This is a genomic window from Nocardioides sp. B129/18, assembly GCF_055282735.1.
The window spans coordinates 1-15,976 of the sequence record NZ_JBUZJI010000041.1; the positions used below are offsets into that span (position 1 = coordinate 1).

General features: G+C 72.4%; 15 protein-coding genes. 11 read left to right on the forward strand and 4 right to left on the reverse strand.

Translation table 11 applies throughout. From position 1 onward, the window contains the following. From sucB to ACZDWJ_RS18995, 3 genes are all read left to right on the forward strand, one after another. Window positions 1–1,017 (forward strand): 2-oxoglutarate dehydrogenase, E2 component, dihydrolipoamide succinyltransferase (sucB, locus tag ACZDWJ_RS18985; RefSeq protein ID WP_463523623.1); only part of this gene is annotated, 1,017 nt, incomplete at its 5' end. A gap of 140 nt (window positions 1,018–1,157) precedes the next feature. After that, window positions 1,158–4,691: an ATP-binding cassette domain-containing protein gene (locus ACZDWJ_RS18990; RefSeq protein WP_463523649.1), complete on the forward strand. Its 3,534-nt coding sequence runs from the start codon at window positions 1,158–1,160 to the stop codon at window positions 4,689–4,691. Between the two features lie 49 nt (window positions 4,692–4,740). Continuing rightward, a complete protein-coding gene (locus ACZDWJ_RS18995; protein ID WP_463523625.1) occupies window positions 4,741–5,652 on the forward strand; it encodes a TIGR01777 family oxidoreductase in 912 nt (303 codons plus the stop codon). Between the two features lie 7 nt (window positions 5,653–5,659). On the opposite strand, the gene ACZDWJ_RS19000 is transcribed toward ACZDWJ_RS18995, so the two are convergent. Beyond that, entirely contained in the window at window positions 5,660–6,109 is a 450-nt protein-coding gene (locus ACZDWJ_RS19000; RefSeq protein ID WP_463523627.1) for a hypothetical protein, read from the reverse strand. Window positions 6,110–6,173: 64 nt separating this feature from the next. On the opposite strand from ACZDWJ_RS19000, the gene lipB reads away from it, so the two are divergent. The 5 genes from lipB (at window position 6,174) to ACZDWJ_RS19025 (ending at window position 10,755) form a co-directional block, all read left to right on the forward strand. Continuing rightward, window positions 6,174–6,917: a lipoyl(octanoyl) transferase LipB gene (gene lipB, locus ACZDWJ_RS19005; protein WP_463523629.1), complete on the forward strand. Its 744-nt coding sequence runs from the start codon at window positions 6,174–6,176 to the stop codon at window positions 6,915–6,917. Between the two features lie 58 nt (window positions 6,918–6,975). Continuing rightward, window positions 6,976–7,935, forward strand: coding sequence for an ABC transporter ATP-binding protein (locus ACZDWJ_RS19010; RefSeq protein WP_463523631.1), 960 nt, complete (start codon window positions 6,976–6,978; stop codon window positions 7,933–7,935). After that, on the forward strand, window positions 7,932–8,912 hold the full coding sequence (locus ACZDWJ_RS19015) for an ABC-2 transporter permease (RefSeq protein WP_463523633.1): 981 nt from the start codon (window positions 7,932–7,934) through the stop codon (window positions 8,910–8,912). The genes ACZDWJ_RS19010 and ACZDWJ_RS19015 overlap by 4 nt, the downstream gene beginning before the upstream one ends. Window positions 8,913–9,013: 101 nt before the next feature. Then, window positions 9,014–9,958 carry a lipoyl synthase gene (lipA, locus tag ACZDWJ_RS19020; RefSeq protein ID WP_463523635.1) on the forward strand — a complete coding sequence of 315 codons (945 nt, stop codon included), beginning with the start codon at window positions 9,014–9,016 and terminating at the stop codon, window positions 9,956–9,958. 65 nt (window positions 9,959–10,023) lie between these two features. Further along, window positions 10,024–10,755, forward strand: a complete 732-nt coding sequence (locus ACZDWJ_RS19025; protein WP_463523637.1) for a DUF4191 domain-containing protein — start codon at window positions 10,024–10,026, stop codon at window positions 10,753–10,755. 65 nt (window positions 10,756–10,820) lie between these two features. On the opposite strand, the gene ACZDWJ_RS19030 is transcribed toward ACZDWJ_RS19025, so the two are convergent. Genes ACZDWJ_RS19030 through ACZDWJ_RS19040 form a run of 3 tightly spaced genes read right to left on the reverse strand, consistent with a single transcriptional unit; the run spans window position 10,821 to window position 13,007 of the window. After that, window positions 10,821–11,672, reverse strand: coding sequence for a hypothetical protein (locus ACZDWJ_RS19030; protein ID WP_463523639.1), 852 nt, complete (start codon window positions 11,670–11,672; stop codon window positions 10,821–10,823). A gap of 5 nt (window positions 11,673–11,677) precedes the next feature. After that, complete coding sequence (locus ACZDWJ_RS19035; RefSeq protein WP_463523641.1) at window positions 11,678–12,568, reverse strand: SCO4651 family lipoprotein; 891 nt, start codon at window positions 12,566–12,568, stop codon at window positions 11,678–11,680. Window positions 12,569–12,608: 40 nt separating this feature from the next. Beyond that, window positions 12,609–13,007 carry an RDD family protein gene (locus tag ACZDWJ_RS19040; protein ID WP_463523643.1) on the reverse strand — a complete coding sequence of 133 codons (399 nt, stop codon included), beginning with the start codon at window positions 13,005–13,007 and terminating at the stop codon, window positions 12,609–12,611. 199 nt (window positions 13,008–13,206) lie between these two features. Between ACZDWJ_RS19040 and glnA the strand changes: the two genes are divergently transcribed. The 3 genes from glnA to ACZDWJ_RS19055 all read left to right on the forward strand — a co-directional run bounded on the left by glnA (window position 13,207) and on the right by ACZDWJ_RS19055 (window position 15,944). Further along, window positions 13,207–14,628, forward strand: coding sequence for a type I glutamate--ammonia ligase (gene glnA / locus ACZDWJ_RS19045; RefSeq protein ID WP_463523645.1), 1,422 nt, complete (start codon window positions 13,207–13,209; stop codon window positions 14,626–14,628). Between the two features lie 380 nt (window positions 14,629–15,008). After that, on the forward strand, window positions 15,009–15,284 hold the full coding sequence (locus ACZDWJ_RS19050) for a helix-turn-helix transcriptional regulator (RefSeq protein WP_214056114.1): 276 nt from the start codon (window positions 15,009–15,011) through the stop codon (window positions 15,282–15,284). A gap of 159 nt (window positions 15,285–15,443) precedes the next feature. Then, window positions 15,444–15,944 carry a phage integrase central domain-containing protein gene (locus ACZDWJ_RS19055; protein WP_463523647.1) on the forward strand — a complete coding sequence of 167 codons (501 nt, stop codon included), beginning with the start codon at window positions 15,444–15,446 and terminating at the stop codon, window positions 15,942–15,944. Window positions 15,945–15,976 lie beyond the last annotated feature (32 nt).

A 15,976-nucleotide genomic window follows, 5' to 3' on the forward strand; every position in this document is an offset into this window, starting at 1 on the left:
CCGGCTGCTCCCGCCGCCGCGGCTCCGGCCGCGCCTGCTGCCCCGGCTGCTCCGGCCGCGGCCGCGCCGTCCGACGGCGCCGGCTACGTCACGCCGCTGGTCCGCAAGCTCGCCGCCCAGCACGGCGTCGACCTCGCCACCGTCACCGGCAGCGGCGTCGGCGGTCGCATCCGCAAGCAGGACGTCCTCGACGCCGCCGAGGCCAAGAAGGCCGCGGCCGCCCCGGCCGCCGCCCCGGCCGCGCCCGCCGCGTCGGCTCCCGCGTCCGGCTCCTCGGCCGGGTCCGCTCCGGTCACCCCCTCGCCGCTGCGCGGCACCACCGAGCCGCTCTCGCGCCTGCGCAAGATCATCGCCAGCCGCATGGTCGACTCGCTGCACACCTCCGCGCAGCTCACCCAGGTCGTCGAGGTCGACGTCACCAACATCGCCCGCCTGCGCGACGCCGCCAAGGCCGACTTCCTGGCGCGCGAGGGCGTCAAGCTCTCCTACCTGCCGTTCTTCGCCAAGGCCTCGATCGACGCCCTCAAGGCGCACCCGAAGCTCAACGCGACGATCGACACCGAGAAGGGCGAGGTCACCTACCACGACAGCGAGCACCTGGCGCTGGCCGTCGACACCGACAAGGGCCTCATCACCCCGGTCGTCCGCGACGCCGGCGACCTCTCGATCGCCGGCCTGGCCAAGAAGATCGCCGACATCGCCGCTCGCACCCGCACCAACAAGATCGGGCCCGACGAGCTCTCCGGCGGCACCTTCACCATCACCAACCTCGGCTCGGTCGGCGCCCTGTGGGACACCCCGATCATCAACAAGCCGCAGGTCGCCATCCTGGGCCCGGGCGCGGTCGTCAAGCGTCCCGTCGTCATCGACGACCCCAACCTGGGCGAGACCATCGCGGTGCGTCACATGGTCTACCTGGCGCTCACCTACGACCACCAGCTGATCGACGGCGCCGACGCCGGCCGGTTCCTGCAGGACGTCAAGCAGCGCCTCGAGGCGGGCTCCTTCGAGGTCTGAGCCACCCGCTCGCCGCGCCTCCCCTCCGGCCCCGTCCCGCATCCGCGGGGCGGGGCCGGAGGTCTTCTCCTGCCCGGCCGCGGGCAGCGGAAAAGGATTCGAAGGTTGTCGGTGCCAACGGTTAGCGTCCTCCCGTGACGATGACGCATCCTCGGGCCCTGCAGGTCGACTCCGCTGCCGAGGTCGTCGTCGCCCGTCGCCCGATCGACTGGCGCCGCCTGCGCTCGCTGCGCACCCTGCTGTGCCTCGTCGGCCTCGTGCTCGGCGCCGTCGGCGCTGCGCTCGGCAGCGTCGTCGCCGGCCGCATCGCCGACGACCCCGGCGCCGGCCTGGTCGGCCTCCTCGCGCTGTGCGTCCTCGGCGGCGCCCTCGTCGAGACCATCGCCCGCACCACCTGGACCGGCATCGTCAGCCGCGCCGAGGGCGAGCTGCGCGCCGACCTCCTCGAGGCCGCGCTCGCCCAGCCGCTCCCCGCGCTCAGCGAGACCGCCGTCGGCGAGATCCTCGACCGCGTCGACGACGACACCTGGGAGGTCGGCCGCCTGGTCCGCCAGATGGGCTGGATGACGCTGCGCGCCCTGCTCGGCGCCGGGCCGCTGTGGATCGTCGCCGGCCTCACCTGGTGGCCCGCGTTCCTGCTCTTCCCGATCGTGGCCGCCGCCGCCCTGCTGTGGGCCCGGCCGCTGCTCTCGAAGGTCACCGAGACCAAGGTGGCCGAGGAGATCGCCTGGACCGACCACGCCGCGATCACCGAGGAGGGCATCGCCGCGCGCGACGACATGCGCACCAGCCTCGGCCAGGCCCACGTGATGCGCCGCTCCAGCGAGCTGGCGGCCGTCGTCCACGCCCGGTTCCGTCGGGTGCTGCTGCTCCAGCGCAGCATCAGCCTGCGCACCGGCCTGGTGCTGCACAGCCTGCTGGTGGTCATCGCCGTCGCCGGCGTCGCGCTGGCCGGCTCCGGCTCGCTCTCCACCGCCTCGCTGGTCACGCTCTTCCTGATCTCCAGCAACTTCGTCGGCCAGGTCGACATGGTGGCCCGCCACCTCCCGGAGCTGCAGTCGGGCATGGGCGCGATCATCCGCCTGCGCCAGCTGCTGGCCGTCGAGCCCGAGCCCACCGGTGGCCTGCCGCTGCCCGAGGGTCGCCTCGACATCGCCTTCGACGACCTCCACTTCAGCTACGGCACCGGACGCTTCGCCCTCCAGGGCGTCGACCTCCACGTCTCCGCCGGCCACACCTGCGCGCTCGTGGGCCGCACCGGCTCGGGCAAGTCCACGCTGGCCTCGCTGGTCTCCCGCGCCGTCGACCCGCCGCGCGGCGCGGTCCTGATCGGCGGCGTCGACGTCCTCGACCTCGACCTCGAGGCCCTGCGCGCCGGCATCGGCGTCGTCACCCAGCGCACCGAGATCCTGGCCGGCACCGTCGCGGAGAACATCGCGCTCTTCCGCGACCTGCCGCGCGAGCGCATCGAGGCGGCCGTCGACGAGCTCGGGCTGCGCACCTGGATCGCGAGCCTGCCCGAGGGCCTCGACACCCCGCTCGGCGCCGGCGGCACCACGCTCTCGGCCGGCGAGGAGCAGCTGGTCGCCTTCGCCCGCCTGCTGGTGCGCGACGTCCGCATCGTCGTGCTCGACGAGGCCACCGCCCGCATGGACCCCGTCACCGAGGCCCAGGTCGTCCAGGCCGCCGACCGTCTGCTGGCCGGCCGCACCGGCCTGCTGGTGGCCCACCGGCTCTCCACCACCGAGCGGGCCGAGCTCGTCGCCGTCCTCGACGACGGCCGGGTCGCCCAGGCCGGACGTCGTGCGGAGCTCGCCGTGCAGCCGGGCCCGTTCCGCGAGCTGCTCGAGGCCTCCGACGAGACCGACGGCGGCAGCGAGGTCACCGCGTCGCTCGAGGGGGTGCCCGGACTCGACCAGCCGGCGGTGCCCGACGGCGTCGGCGCCGTGCGTCGCACCGCCGAGCCGCCGCCCGCGCCGACCACCGGCCCGGTCCCGAACCTCGCCCGCTCCACCACCCACGCGCTGCTGAGCATGCGCCGATGGAGCATCGCCGGGCTCACCCTGTTCCTGCTCTCGGCCCTCCTGGGCGCCTTCGGCGCCCTCACCGGCTGGGTCTGGGGCCACATCGTCACCGACCTCCAGCGCGACCAGACCCCGTGGAGCCTGGTCGGCGTCATCGTGGTGTTCCTGCTGGCCGGCCCGGTGCTGCTCTCCCAGGCGCTGTCGGTCTACATCCGCTGGTGGGTCGACGTGAAGCTGCGGGTGCGCTCCGCGGTGCTGGCCGGCCAGATCACGCCCCGCCGCCTCACCCGCACCCCGGCCGGCGAGGTCGTCAGCCGGGCCATGGACGCCGACCGGCTCGCGCAGTACGCCGACCGCTGGGTCGACGTGCTCAACGGCATCGGCATCGTCATCGTCACGATGATCGTCGGCGGCACGCCCCTGGCCGGGCTGGTCCTCGTCGTCGTCATGCTGGCCTCGGCCGGCTCCTCGGCGCTCGGACGCCGGGTGGCCGGACGCTCCGCCGCAGCCGCCGCCACGGCCCGCGCCGGGTTCGGCCGTGCGCTGGTCTCGGCGATGGAGTCGGTGCGCACCGTCAAGCTGGCCGGCGCCACCGACGACGTCCATCGCCATCTCAGCGAGGTCGACGCCGGCCGCGTCGGCGCCACTGTCATGGAGTACCGCGTCAAGGCGCTGCTCGAGGGCGTGCCGATCATCATGGTGCAGGCCGGCGTCGTCGCCGCCTGGGCCGCCTTCGACCTCGGCGTCTGGGGGCTGGCCACCGCGCTGCTGGTCGCCAACGCCGTCGCCGGCTTCGACTGGTTCGGCCGGGTCGCGGGCTCGGCGATCACCGAGGCGCCCGGCACGACCGCCTGGATCGACGCCACCAGCCCCCTGGCCGGCGGCGGCTTCCTCACCGACCTGCCCGCCGGCGTCGACCTCGTCGCCGGCGTGGCGCCCGCGCCGGTCACCCTGCCGCACCAGCCGATGACCTCGCTGGTGCTCTCCGACCTCACCGCCGTGCACGACGACGGCACGGTCGGCGTGTCCGGCGTCGACCTCGAGGTCGCGCCCGGCGAGCTGATCCTGCTGGTCGGGCCGATCGGCTCGGGCAAGTCCAGCCTGCTCTCCGCGCTGGCGGGCCTGATCGCCGCCAGCGGCGAGATCCGCTGGAACGGCGAGATCGTCGACGACCCCCAGACCTGGCTGCGTCCGCCGCACGTGGCGCACGTGGCCCAGGTGCCGCGGGTGCTCTCGGGCTCCTTCCTCGACAACGTGCGCCTCGACCACCTCGACCGCCAGGTCGAGCCCGCGTTCGCCGCGGCCCGGCTCGACCGCGACCTGGTCGCTGCCGGAGGTCCCACCGCGCTCGTCGGACACCGCGGCGTGCGGCTCTCCGGCGGCCAGGTGCAGCGCCTCGCGCTGGCCCGGGCGCTGGCGTGCGACGCCGACGTCCTGCTGGCCGACGACGTCTCCTCCGCGCTCGACGCCGCCACCGAGCTCGAGCTCTGGGCGGCGCTGCGCGAGCGGGGCGGCGCGGTCATCGGCGCCACCTCCAAGGCCGCCGCACTGGCGCGCGCCGACCGCGTGGTGGTGCTCCAGGAGGGGCGCGTCGCGGAGATCGGGCCGTGGCAGGAGATCTCGGCGCGCTGGTCGCACCTGGCCGGCTGAGCCCCGCGGGTGAGCAGGCCCCAGCCAGCCGCATGACACGCTGGCGGGCATGAGCCTGCACGTCGTCGTCGCCGGATCCTCCGGGTTCCTGGGCACCCACCTCGTCAGCGCGCTGCGGGAGCGGGGCCACAGCGTCACCACCCTCGTCCGGCGTCCGGCCGGCCCGAAGGAGTCGACGTGGGACCCCTACGCCGACGACCCGTCCGCGCGCGTCGACCTCGCGCTGATCGCCGCGGCCGACGTCGTGGTGAACCTGGCCGGCTCCCCCACCCTCGGCAATCCGCACAGCGCGAAGTGGGCCGAGGAGCTGCTGCACTCGCGCGTCACCACCACGCGCGTGCTGGCCGAGGCCATCGCCCAGGCGGCCACGCCCCCGGCGTACCTGGCCGGCAGCGGCATCGCCTACTACGGCGACCACGGCGAGCAGGTGCTCACCGAGGCCGGCGACACCCGCGGCCACGCGCTGCTCACCGAGGTGTGCCGGCAGTGGGAGGCCGCCGCAGGCGCCGCGGCCCAGGCCGGGTCCCGGGTGGTGCACCTGCGCACGGCGCCGGTGATGGACCGCTCCAGCGCGCCGCTCAAGCCGCTCTCGCTGCTGTTCAAGACCGGGCTGGGCGGACGCCTGGGCAGCGGGCGCCAGCACATGCCGATGATCTCGCTGCGCGACTGGATCGGCGGGGTCGTCCACCTGGCCGAGCACCCGAGCGCCTCGGGGCCGGCGAACCTGTGCTGCGTCACCACCCCGACCAACGCCGAGTTCACCCGCACCCTGGCCCGCGCGCTGCACCGTCCGGCGTTCGCGGCCGTGCCCGCGCCCATCCTGCGCAAGGCCACCGGCAAGATGGCGCCCGAGCTGCTCGGCTCGGTCAACGTCCGGCCGCAGACGCTGCTCGACGCCGGCTACTCCTTCGCCGACCCCGGCGTCGCGGAGGTCGTGGCAGCCGGTCTCGGCCGCGCCTGAGCGGCCCTCAGCCGGTCATCTGCCAGGCGCCGTCGCGCCGCACCAGCGTGACGACGTGACGACGCGGTGCGTCGTCCGGCAGCCGAGCCGACGCGCCGCCGTCGCGCCGCTCCGCCCGGGCAGCGGGGTCGGTGCGGGTGACGAGCTCGAGCCGCAGGCGTCCCGGGGCCGAGGCGCGCACGATCGCGCCGAGCACCCGGCTGCGCAGCCCCACCACCCGCCAGCCGCGGGTCGTCCAGGCCCGCAGGGCGGCGACGTCGGCACGGCCGGCGCTCGAGCCCGGCGCGTAGAGCGACGCGAGGGCTCGCTCGTCGCCGGCGGCCCAGGCCTCGGCGCGTCGCTCGTCCCAGGACCGCCAGCCGGCGAGCGCGGCGTCGTCGGGCGAGGAGCGCTCCTCCGCGCAGCCGCCGAGGGCCACGAGGAGGAGCAGCAGGGCGGTGCCGAGCAGGGAGCGCATGCGGCTCCCCTACCCGGCAGCGCCGCCGGTCAGCGTCGTCGTCCACAGGCGTAGGCTCGCGAGCATGAGCGAGGTGCGGTGCGAGGTCATCGGTCTGGGCGAGCAGGCGGTCGACTACCTGGGCGCGTGGGAGATCCAGCGCGAGGTGCACGCCGAGGTCGTCGAGGGCACGCGTCCTGACACCGTCCTGCTGCTGGAGCACCCGCCGACCTTCACCGCCGGCAAGCGCACCGACGCCCACGAGCGGCCCGTCGACACCGGCGGCGCGCCGGTCATCGACGTCGACCGCGGCGGCAAGATCACCTTCCACGGCCCCGGTCAGCTGGTGGCCTACCCGATCGTCCGGCTGCCCGACCACGTGCTCGTCGTCGACTTCGTGCGCCGCATGGAGGAGGCCATGATCGGCGCCTGCGCCGAGCTCGGCGTCACCACCGCCCGCGTGCCCGGCCGCAGCGGCGTGTGGCTGCAGGCCGACCCCGCCGACCCGATCGGCCGCCCCGAGCGCAAGATCGGCGCGATCGGCATCCGCGTGAGCCGCGGCGTCACGATGCACGGCATCTCGCTGAACTGCGACGTCGACCTCGCCTGGTACGACCGCTTCGTGCCCTGCGGCATCGCCGACGCCGGCGTCACCTCGCTCTCCCGCGAGCTGGGCCGCGACGTCCCGGTCGCCGAGGTGCTGCCGGTCCTCACCCGCCACCTCGAGACGATGCTCGCCTGGGCGCCCTACGAGGCCACGCCCGACTACGACCCGCGCCCCGAGCCCGGCCGGGCCCCGCGGGTGGAGATCCTCAGCCCCTCGCGCTGATGCCCCTCCGCGGCGCGGCGAGGCGTCGCCGGGCGCCCCGACTGGTTCGATCACGTCTGTGAGCGAGCTCGTCATCGAGGCCCACGGCCTCCGCAAGGCCTACCGCACCCGGCGCGGCGCCCGCGTCGCCGTGCAGGACCTCGACCTGGCGGTGCCGGTGGGCGGCGTCCACGGCTTCCTCGGGCCCAACGGCTCGGGCAAGACGACGACGATCCGCATGCTGCTGGGCCTGGCCCGGCCGACGTCGGGCTCGATGCGGCTCCTGGGCCAGCCGGTGCCCGAGCGGCTGCCGGAGGTGATGGGTCGCATCGGCGCGGTGGTCGAGAGCCCGAAGTTCTCCCCGAACCTCACCGGCCATCAGAACCTGACGCTGCTGGCGCGCACCATCGCCGCCCCGCCCGGACGCGTCGAGGAGGCGGTGGCCACCGTCGGCCTCGCCGGACGCGAGGGCGACCGCTACCGCACCTACTCCCTCGGCATGCGCCAGCGGCTCGCCATCGCCGCGACCCTGCTCAAGCGTCCCGAGCTGCTCATCCTCGACGAGCCCACCAACGGCCTGGACCCGGCCGGCATCCGCGAGATCCGCGAGACCGTCCGCAGCCTCGGCGAGGCCGGCGTCACGGTGCTGCTGAGCTCGCACATCCTCGCCGAGGTGCAGCAGGTGTGCACCTCGGCCACGATCATCGGCCGCGGACGCCTGCTGGCCTCGGGCCAGGTGGCCGACCTCGTCGGCGGCACCGGCGGCCTCGTCCGCGTGCGGGTGCCCGGCGAGGCCGACGCCACTGCGTCCGCCCGGCAGGCCCTGCTCGACGCCGGCTTCGCCCTCGATCCCGGCGAGGAGATCCTCGTCCGCTCCGAACGGCCCGAGGAGATCACCCGGGCGCTGGGCGCCGCGGGCATCTGGCTCAGCGAGCTCACCCCGCAGGGCCGCGACCTGGAGTCGGTGTTCCTCGAGCTCACCGCCGGCGCGGGCCTCACGGACTCCGACGGCGCGACCGGCCAGGGCGGTGCCGCATGAGCGGCCTGCCCCGCCTCGTCGGCGTCGAGCTGACCCGCCTGCGGTGGCGCCGCGCGGTCGTCGTCCTGCTGCTGCTCGCCGTGGCCGGCACCGCCGCGCTCGCGGCGCTGCGAGTCTGGGACACCCGGCCGGTGAGCGAGGCCGTGCGCGCGAGCGTCGCGGAGGAACGCGCGGCCGAGGTCGCCGCGTGCGTGCGCTCGCCGCTGGACTTCGGCGCGGTCGAGGGCGCCACCGAGGCGGAGTGCATCGACACCCTCGCCTCGTGGGAGCGCTCGCCGCTCGACCTGCGCTCGGAGGTCGACGACTCCGGCATCCTCGTCATCACGATGCTCGGGCTGGCCCTCCTGCTCGCCGGGTCGACCTTCGCCGGCCACGACCACCTCACCGGCTCGATGAGCAACCAGCTGCTCTTCGAGCCGCGCCGCGGACGCCTGTGGTCGGCCAAGGCGCTCGCCGTCGGGCTCGTCGCGCTGGTGGTCGCCTTCGCGACGCAGACCGCCTACTGGCTGACGCTCTGGGCGGTGGCTCGCGAGCGCGGACTCCCCCGCGGCGACGCGCTGAGCGTCGCGCTGCAGCAGGACCTGCGCGCCACCGCGGTGATCGTCGGCGCCGCGGTCGGCGGCCTCGCCCTCACCACGCTGCTGCGCAGCACGGTGGCGACCCTCGGCGTCCTGTTCGCCGTCGTCACCGCCGCCGGGCTGTTCATGGGCATCGTCGGCATCGACGGGCGCTGGGCGCCCGACACGAACATGGCCGCCATCGTCCAGAACGGCACCACGTACTACGTGGAGGTCCCGCCGCGCTGCTACGACGACGCGGCCGTCCAGGCCGAGACCGGATCGCCGCGCGCCGTCGCACCGGAGTGCGTCGACTCGGCCTACCTCTCCGGCTGGCACGGGGCGGGCTACTGGGGCAGCGTCACGGCGGTCGTCCTGGCCGCCTCGGTGCTCACCTTCCGGCGTCGCGACGTCGCCTGACGCACCGCTCTGCGGGGCCTCGTCCCCGCCTTCCGGACGCCCACCCGCACGGGCCTTCGTCGAGTTCGGGTGACCTGCCTCACCGGCGTAGAGTCGCCGATGTGACTGCAACGCCCACCGCTGATGGCAGGAAGCTCCTCCGACTCGAGGTCCGCAACGCCGAGACCCCCATCGAGCGCAAGCCCGACTGGATCAAGACCCGCGCGAAGATGGGCCCGGAGTACAAGCACCTGCAGAGCCTGGTGAAGTCCGAGGGCCTGCACACGGTGTGCCAGGAGGCCGGCTGCCCCAACATCTTCGAGTGCTGGGAGGACCGCGAGGCCACCTTCCTCATCGGCGGCGACCAGTGCACCCGCCGCTGCGACTTCTGCCAGATCGACACCGGCAAGCCGCAGCCGCTGGACCGCGACGAGCCCCGCCGGGTCGCGGAGTCCGTGCAGACCATGGGCCTGCGCTACGCCACCATCACCGGCGTCGCCCGCGACGACCTCGAGGACGGCGGCGCCTGGCTCTACGCCGAGACCGTGCGCGCCATCCACGAGCTCAACCCCGACACCGGCGTCGAGAACCTCATCCCCGACTTCAACGGCAAGCCCGAGCTGCTCGCCGAGGTCTTCGAGTCGCGGCCCGAGGTGCTGGCCCACAACGTCGAGACCGTGCCGCGCATCTTCAAGCGGATCCGCCCGGCCTTCCGCTACGAGCGCTCCCTCAACGTCCTCACCCAGGCCCGCGCGTTCGGCCTGGTCACCAAGTCGAACCTCATCCTCGGCATGGGCGAGACCCGCGAGGAGGTCTCGCAGGCGCTGGTCGACCTCCACGCCGCTGGCTGCGAGCTGATCACCATCACCCAGTACCTGCGCCCCTCGGTGCGCCACCACCCCGTCGAGCGCTGGGTCAAGCCCGAGGAGTTCGTCGAGCTCGCGGCCGAGGCCGAGGAGATCGGCTTCGCCGGCGTGCTGTCCGGCCCGCTCGTGCGTTCGTCCTACCGCGCCGGTCGCCTGTACCGTCAGGCGATGGACGCCCGCGAGGGCGTCCCCACCGCCTGACCCCCGGATCCCCACCCGCCGTCGCCCTTCGGGCACGGCCCACGAGCAAAGGCAGCACGCCCCGGATGGCCAAGAAGAAGGAAGACAAGCCCGCCGCTGCGGCGGCCGCCCCGAAGATGGGACGCCGCCAGCAGCTGGTGGAGACCTACCGCATCACCAAGCGGTCCGACCCCTCGATCGGACGCCGGCTGCTCGCGGTCTTCGTCGTCGCGTTCGCGCTCGGCTTCGGCCTGTTCTACCTGCTGCCCGGCGAGGGCGTGCTCAGCTGGGTGCTGGCCGTCATCGGCGGTCTGCTCATCGGCGCGCTCGCCACGATGATCGTCTTCTCCCGCCGCGCCCAGAACGCCGCGTACTCGCAGATGGAGGGTCAGCCCGGCGCCGGCGCCGCCGCCCTGCAGATGCTGCGTCGCGGCTGGCAGGTCACCCCGGCGGTGGCCTTCACCCGTCAGCAGGACGTCGTCCACCGCGTCGTCGGCCCTCCGGGCATCGTGCTGGTCGGCGAGGGCAACACCACCCGTGTGCGCACCCTGCTCACCGCCGAGCGTCGCAAGCACGAGCGCGTCGCGGGCGAGACCCCGGTGCACGAGGTCGTCGTCGGCCGCGAGGACGGCCAGGTGCCGCTGCCGAAGCTGATGCGTCACGTGCAGAAGCTGGGCCGCAAGATCAAGCCCGCCGAGCAGACCGACGTCCTGGCCCGCCTGCGCGCCCTCGACAACACCCGCAGCAACATCCCGCTGCCCAAGGGTCCGGTGCCCACCAACATGAAGGGCATGCGCCAAAACATGCGCGGCCGCTGACCCTGCAGCAACGTCGAGACCCCCGCACCCGCCCTGGGCGGTGCGGGGGTCTCGTGCGTCCGGGACTAGAGGCCGAAGCCGGCCGGCAGCGGCTGGGAGGTCTTCGGCGGGGACACGTCGACCTTCTTGCCCCAGCCGCGGTAGGAGACGACCGTCTTCGCGCCGCTGATGCCGGTGCTGGACTGCGCCAGGGTGCCGTCGAGGTTGAACCAGACGTCCTGCTGGGTGGTCTTGGGCTGCTGCGCGGCGGCCAGGCGCAGCGCCTCGCCGGTGAGCCCCTGCACCTCGGTGAGGATCGTGCGGGTGCTGAGGATCAGGCGGTAGTGGTCGGCGCGGCGGCCCGAGAGGGTCTCGCGGCCCTCGTAGGTGGCGCTCTGCAGGCCGTTCTTGAGCGCGCCGATGTAGGTGCGCGGGTCGAGCTGACGCAGCAGCGCCCCGACGAACGCGGCCTGGCCGCCGAGCGCGGCGAGCTCGGCGCGGTAGTAGGTGGAGCCGCGGGAGGGGATCTTGAGGTAGACGGTGCCGTCGATGAGCCGCAGGTCGACCTTCTCCCCCTGCAGCTGCGGGACGGTGAGCTCCATGGCCAGCCCCGGCTGGGTGCCGGTGAGGTCGGCGGCGCCGGAGCCGCTCGAGCCGCCGTTGGCGGTGGCGCTGGTGAGGCGCACCTGGACGGTGGTGGCGGCCTGGAAGCTGTTGGTGAACAGGTTGAGGATCCGGGTGTCGCCGATCTCGCTGCCCTTGCGCGCCGGGAGCCCGGCCAGGGGCGCGGCGTCGGAGGGGTCGTCGAACTGGCCGCTGTTCATGCCGGGGGTGATGTTCGCCAGGGGGTCCTCTTCCCCGGACCCGCACCCGGTCAGCAGGACGCTGAGCGGGAGCAGGGTGGCGACGGCGGCGTGCGCGAGACGGCGTGGCGGCATGTGGGTCAGGATCCCATCATCTGGTCGCCGTCGACGACCTCGCCCTTCGCGGGCTTCTCGATCGAGACCGGCACGCCCCACTGCGAGTAGTCGACGGTGACGTCGATCTGGCCGGTCTTGGTGACCGAGCGGACGATCTTGCCGTCCCCGTCGACGTAGAGCTCCTGCTCGCTGGTCTTCGGCACGGAGCCCTTCTGCGCGGAGGTCAGCGAGGAGAGGCCCTCGATGGCCGCGGAGTTGTCGACGGTGAAGGTGTAGAGGCGGGTCTGGGTGCCGCCGACGCTCTTCGGGCCGACGTAGACGATGTCGCTGGCGCTCTTGCTGAGCGCCTCGAGCGAGGAGCGGACGTCGTACTGCTTGGCGAGCTCGCCGAAGGCGGCCATCGGGCCGGTCTTGGCGTCGGTGGAGAAGGCCATCCACTTGCCCTTGGTGGCGGCGAAGCGCAGGTAGGCGGTGCCGTCGATGAGGCGCATGGAGGCGTTGCCGGCCTGCGGGATCGTCAGGGAGTACTGCATGCGCGGCTCCGCGCTGGTGAAGTCGGCGACGCCGGCCGCCGTGGTCTCCTGCTCGCCGAGGGAGCTCTTCATCGAGATGGCGACGGTGGCGTCCTTGCCGGAGAAGCTGCGGGTGTAGAGGGCCGCGAGGTCGGCAGGGGTGAGCGTCGCACCGGGCTGGGCGGCGTCGGCCGCGTCAGCCGAGCCGGCCGAGCCGGCCGAGCCACCGGAGGTGGAGCCGGCGTCGGTCGTGGCGCCCGCGCTGCTCGAGGCGGAGGCCGACGGCGTGCTGCTGGAGCCCTTCGCCGAGGAGTCGTCGGACCCGTTGCAGCCCGCGAGGACGAGCGTCAGGGGCAGGACGGCGGCGACGGCCAGGCTGCGGAGGGGACGGCGTGCGGTCATGGCGGGCTCCCGAGGGTCGGTGGTTCGAGGCCGCGAGGCATCAGCGGCCGGTGAGTCGACGGTACTCCTCCAGCGGCACCGTCGCGGTGCGCGCCATGAGGTCGTGGAGACCGCGGCCGTCGGGGCGGAAGACCAGCGGCGGGATCACCAGCGCGATGAGCGCCTGGCGGGCCAGGGCCACCAGCAGCGAGGGCGGACGCGGGTCGCCGTCGGCGCGCACGACGCGCAGCCGGGTGACCAGCTGGCCGAAGGAGCCGCCCGCGAGGCCGATGAACACCGCGGACTCCACGACGAACACGCCGAGCACCGCGAACTCCGCCCAGCCGGCGGCGTCCTCGCCGTAGACGGGCACGAAGAGGCCGGTGACGGCCAGCGAGGCGAACCAGTCGACGAGGAGCGCGCCGATGCGCCGGGCCCAGGATGCGGTCTGCAGGTCCACGGCCCAACCCTAGGGGGCGGGCCGAAGGCGTCCACGAGGGGAGACCGACGGACGACCTGTTACATGCCTGCAACAAAGGCGATACGGTCCAGAAACCGCTCCACTCCTACAGTGGCGGCACTCAGCAGTGCGCAGCGTCGCGCCCTGCCACACCCACATCTTTGGCGGCTGGCCTTCGCGGGACGGCCAAGGAGGACGAATGTTCCAGAACAGCGAGGAGCTGCTCAAGTACGTCAAGGACGAGGGCGTCGAGATGATCGACGTCCGCTTCTGCGACCTTCCCGGCGTCATGCAGCACTTCACCGTGCCGACCTCGTCGTTCGACCAGTCGGTCTTCGACGACGGCCTCGGCTTCGACGGCTCGTCCATCCGTGGCTTCCAGGCCATCAACGAGTCCGACATGTCGCTGTTCCCCGACGTCACCACCGCCTACATCGATCCCTTCCGCAAGGCGAAGACGCTCAACCTGAACTTCTTCATCCACGACCCGATCACGGGCGAGGCGTATTCGCGCGACCCGCGCAACATCGCGAAGAAGGCGCTCGCCTACCTCGGCACCACCGGCATCGCCGACACCGCGTTCTTCGCGCCCGAGGCGGAGTTCTACATCTTCGACAACGTCCGCTACTCCACCGGCGTGAACGAGGGCTTCTACCACATCGACTCCGTCGAGGGCTGGTGGAACTCGGGCAAGGAGGGCGAGGACAACCTCGGCTACAAGACCCGCCTCAAGGGCGGCTACTTCCCCGTCGAGCCCTACGACCACTACAGCGACCTGCGCGCCGACATGGTCAAGAACCTCGAGCTGTGCGGCCTCCAGGTGGAGCGCGCGCACCACGAGGTCGGCACGGCCGGTCAGGCGGAGATCAACTACCGCTTCGACACGCTGCTCAAGGCCGCGGACGACGTCATGAAGTTCAAGTACCTCATCAAGAACACCGCCTGGCAGCAGGGCAAGTCGGTCACCTTCATGCCCAAGCCCATCTTCGGCGACAACGGCTCGGGCATGCACGTCCACCAGTCGCTGTGGAAGGACGGCTCGCCGCTCTTCTACGACGAGACCGGCTACGGCGGCCTCTCCGACCTCGCCCGCTGGTACATCGGCGGCATCCTCAAGCACGCCCCGGCGCTGCTGGCCTTCACCAACCCGACGGTGAACTCCTACCACCGCCTGGTGCCCGGCTACGAGGCCCCGATCTCGCTGGTGTACTCCTCGCGCAACCGCTCCGCGTCGGTGCGCATCCCGATCACCGGCTCGAACCCGAAGGCCAAGCGCATCGAGACCCGGTTCCCCGACCCGTCGGCGAACCCCTACCTCGCCTTCTCCGCGCTCATGCTCGCCGGCCTCGACGGCATCCAGAACAAGATCGAGCCCGCCGCGCCGATCGACAAGGACATCTACGAGCTCCCGCCGGACGAGATGGCCGACATCGCCCAGGTGCCGACCTCGCTCGGCGCCGTCCTCGACGCCCTCGAGGACGACCACGAGTTCCTCACCCGCGGCGACGTGTTCACCAACGACCTCATCGAGACGTGGGTGGACTACAAGCGCGCCAACGAGATCGCGCCCGTGCAGCTGCGTCCGCACCCGCACGAGTTCGAGCTGTATTACGACATCTAACCGGGCCTTCGGCTGCGGTCGTTCAACAACGCCGAACAACCGCAACAAACAGCCGCTGACCTGCAGAAACGCCGCCAAGCGACCCTCTGGTCGCTCGGCGGCGTTTGCTGTTGGTAGCCGCTCGTCTGTTACAAATCCGGTACAAATTTGGGTGGCGTTATCCCTTGCCACACGGTCCTCAGGAGGCGCTCCGGGCAGATTGTGGCCCGGGTCGGTTGCTCGAGCCACCAGGCTGGCATCGCACAGTTCGGCGACCATCGCCGCGATGCCCGAGCCATCTTGCTGCCACATCATTTCCACCGACGTGATCGCTCCCATGCTGCCGTCGGACATAGGTGCCCGTAGACCAACTGTCCGTCAACGCCGCAAGGAGGGGCTTGATGATGGCAACGAACTCGAACGTACCTGCCATGGAACCGGGAACCTTTGGGGCGCGGCGGCGCGGAGGTCGCGGCAGCCGGGCACCCAGACTGGTCGATGCCCAAGAGCTGTGGGACATCGACGATGTCGCGTCCTACCTTGGCGTGACCAAGCAGACCATCTACTCCTGGCGGACGACGGGCTACGGCCCGGCCGGCTTCCGTGTCGGAAAGCACCTGCGTTGGCGGGCAGCAACCGTGATCAATTGGACGGTGCAACTCGAGGAGAATCAGTGATATCGAGAGGCCATCAGCCTCAGGCCCAATCGGTTCCCGAGTCACCAGGGCGCACGTGCTCGTCAGCATCGCTGGTCACCCGGTCGGAGTCTGCCAAGGACAGCCATGGCCAGCGTTAGTCCCGGTAGGCCAGCGGACGACGGGAGCCCTCGTTACGTTGTGAACTATCGAGATCCCGAGGGGCGGCAGCGCCGCAAGACCTTCAGACGCAAAGCCGAGGCGGTCGCGTTCCGCAACACGGTTGAAGCGGACAAGCTCCGTGGGACCTACCTTGATGTCGACGCCGGCAGGATCTCGTTTCGGGCCTATGCCGAGGAGTGGCTCGACAGCCGGACCTTCAGCCCACTGACCTATGAGGCGACGGAGTTGCGACTCAGGCTCCACGTGTTCCCGACGCTGGGACACCTCGAACTGCGACAGATCAAGCCGTCGACGATTCAGAAGCTCCTGCGATCGATGGAGATGGCGGAGACCTACCGGCGCGTCATCTTCTCCAACGTGTCTGCCATCTTCTCGGCTGCGGTCGACGACGACATGATCGCCAAGAATCCGTGCAAGGCCAGTTCAGTCACAAGGCCCGCAACGTCGCGCCGCAGGGTGGTGCCTTGGCCGTCCGAATGGGTCTCCTCGATGAGTTGGGACTGCTGCACGATCAGGTGACAGGTTGGGTTAGGCCGCCTGGGTGGCGGTTG

Excerpts from the sequence above, each read along its gene's own strand:
- glnA (WP_463523645.1), top strand. The coding sequence starts at position 13,207 with ATGTTCCAGAACAGCGAGGAGCTGCTCAAGTACGTCAAGGACGAGGGC.
- ACZDWJ_RS19000 (WP_463523627.1), bottom strand. The coding sequence starts at position 6,109 with ATGCGCTCCCTGCTCGGCACCGCCCTGCTGCTCCTCCTCGTGGCCCTC.
- ACZDWJ_RS19015 (WP_463523633.1), top strand. The coding sequence starts at position 7,932 with ATGAGCGGCCTGCCCCGCCTCGTCGGCGTCGAGCTGACCCGCCTGCGG.
- ACZDWJ_RS18995 (WP_463523625.1), top strand. The coding sequence starts at position 4,741 with ATGAGCCTGCACGTCGTCGTCGCCGGATCCTCCGGGTTCCTGGGCACC.
- ACZDWJ_RS19035 (WP_463523641.1), bottom strand. The coding sequence starts at position 12,568 with ATGACCGCACGCCGTCCCCTCCGCAGCCTGGCCGTCGCCGCCGTCCTG.
- ACZDWJ_RS19030 (WP_463523639.1), bottom strand. The coding sequence starts at position 11,672 with ATGCCGCCACGCCGTCTCGCGCACGCCGCCGTCGCCACCCTGCTCCCG.
- ACZDWJ_RS18990 (WP_463523649.1), top strand. The coding sequence starts at position 1,158 with ATGACGCATCCTCGGGCCCTGCAGGTCGACTCCGCTGCCGAGGTCGTC.
- lipB (WP_463523629.1), top strand. The coding sequence starts at position 6,174 with ATGAGCGAGGTGCGGTGCGAGGTCATCGGTCTGGGCGAGCAGGCGGTC.
- ACZDWJ_RS19050 (WP_214056114.1), top strand. The coding sequence starts at position 15,009 with ATGATGGCAACGAACTCGAACGTACCTGCCATGGAACCGGGAACCTTT.
- ACZDWJ_RS19025 (WP_463523637.1), top strand. The coding sequence starts at position 10,024 with ATGGCCAAGAAGAAGGAAGACAAGCCCGCCGCTGCGGCGGCCGCCCCG.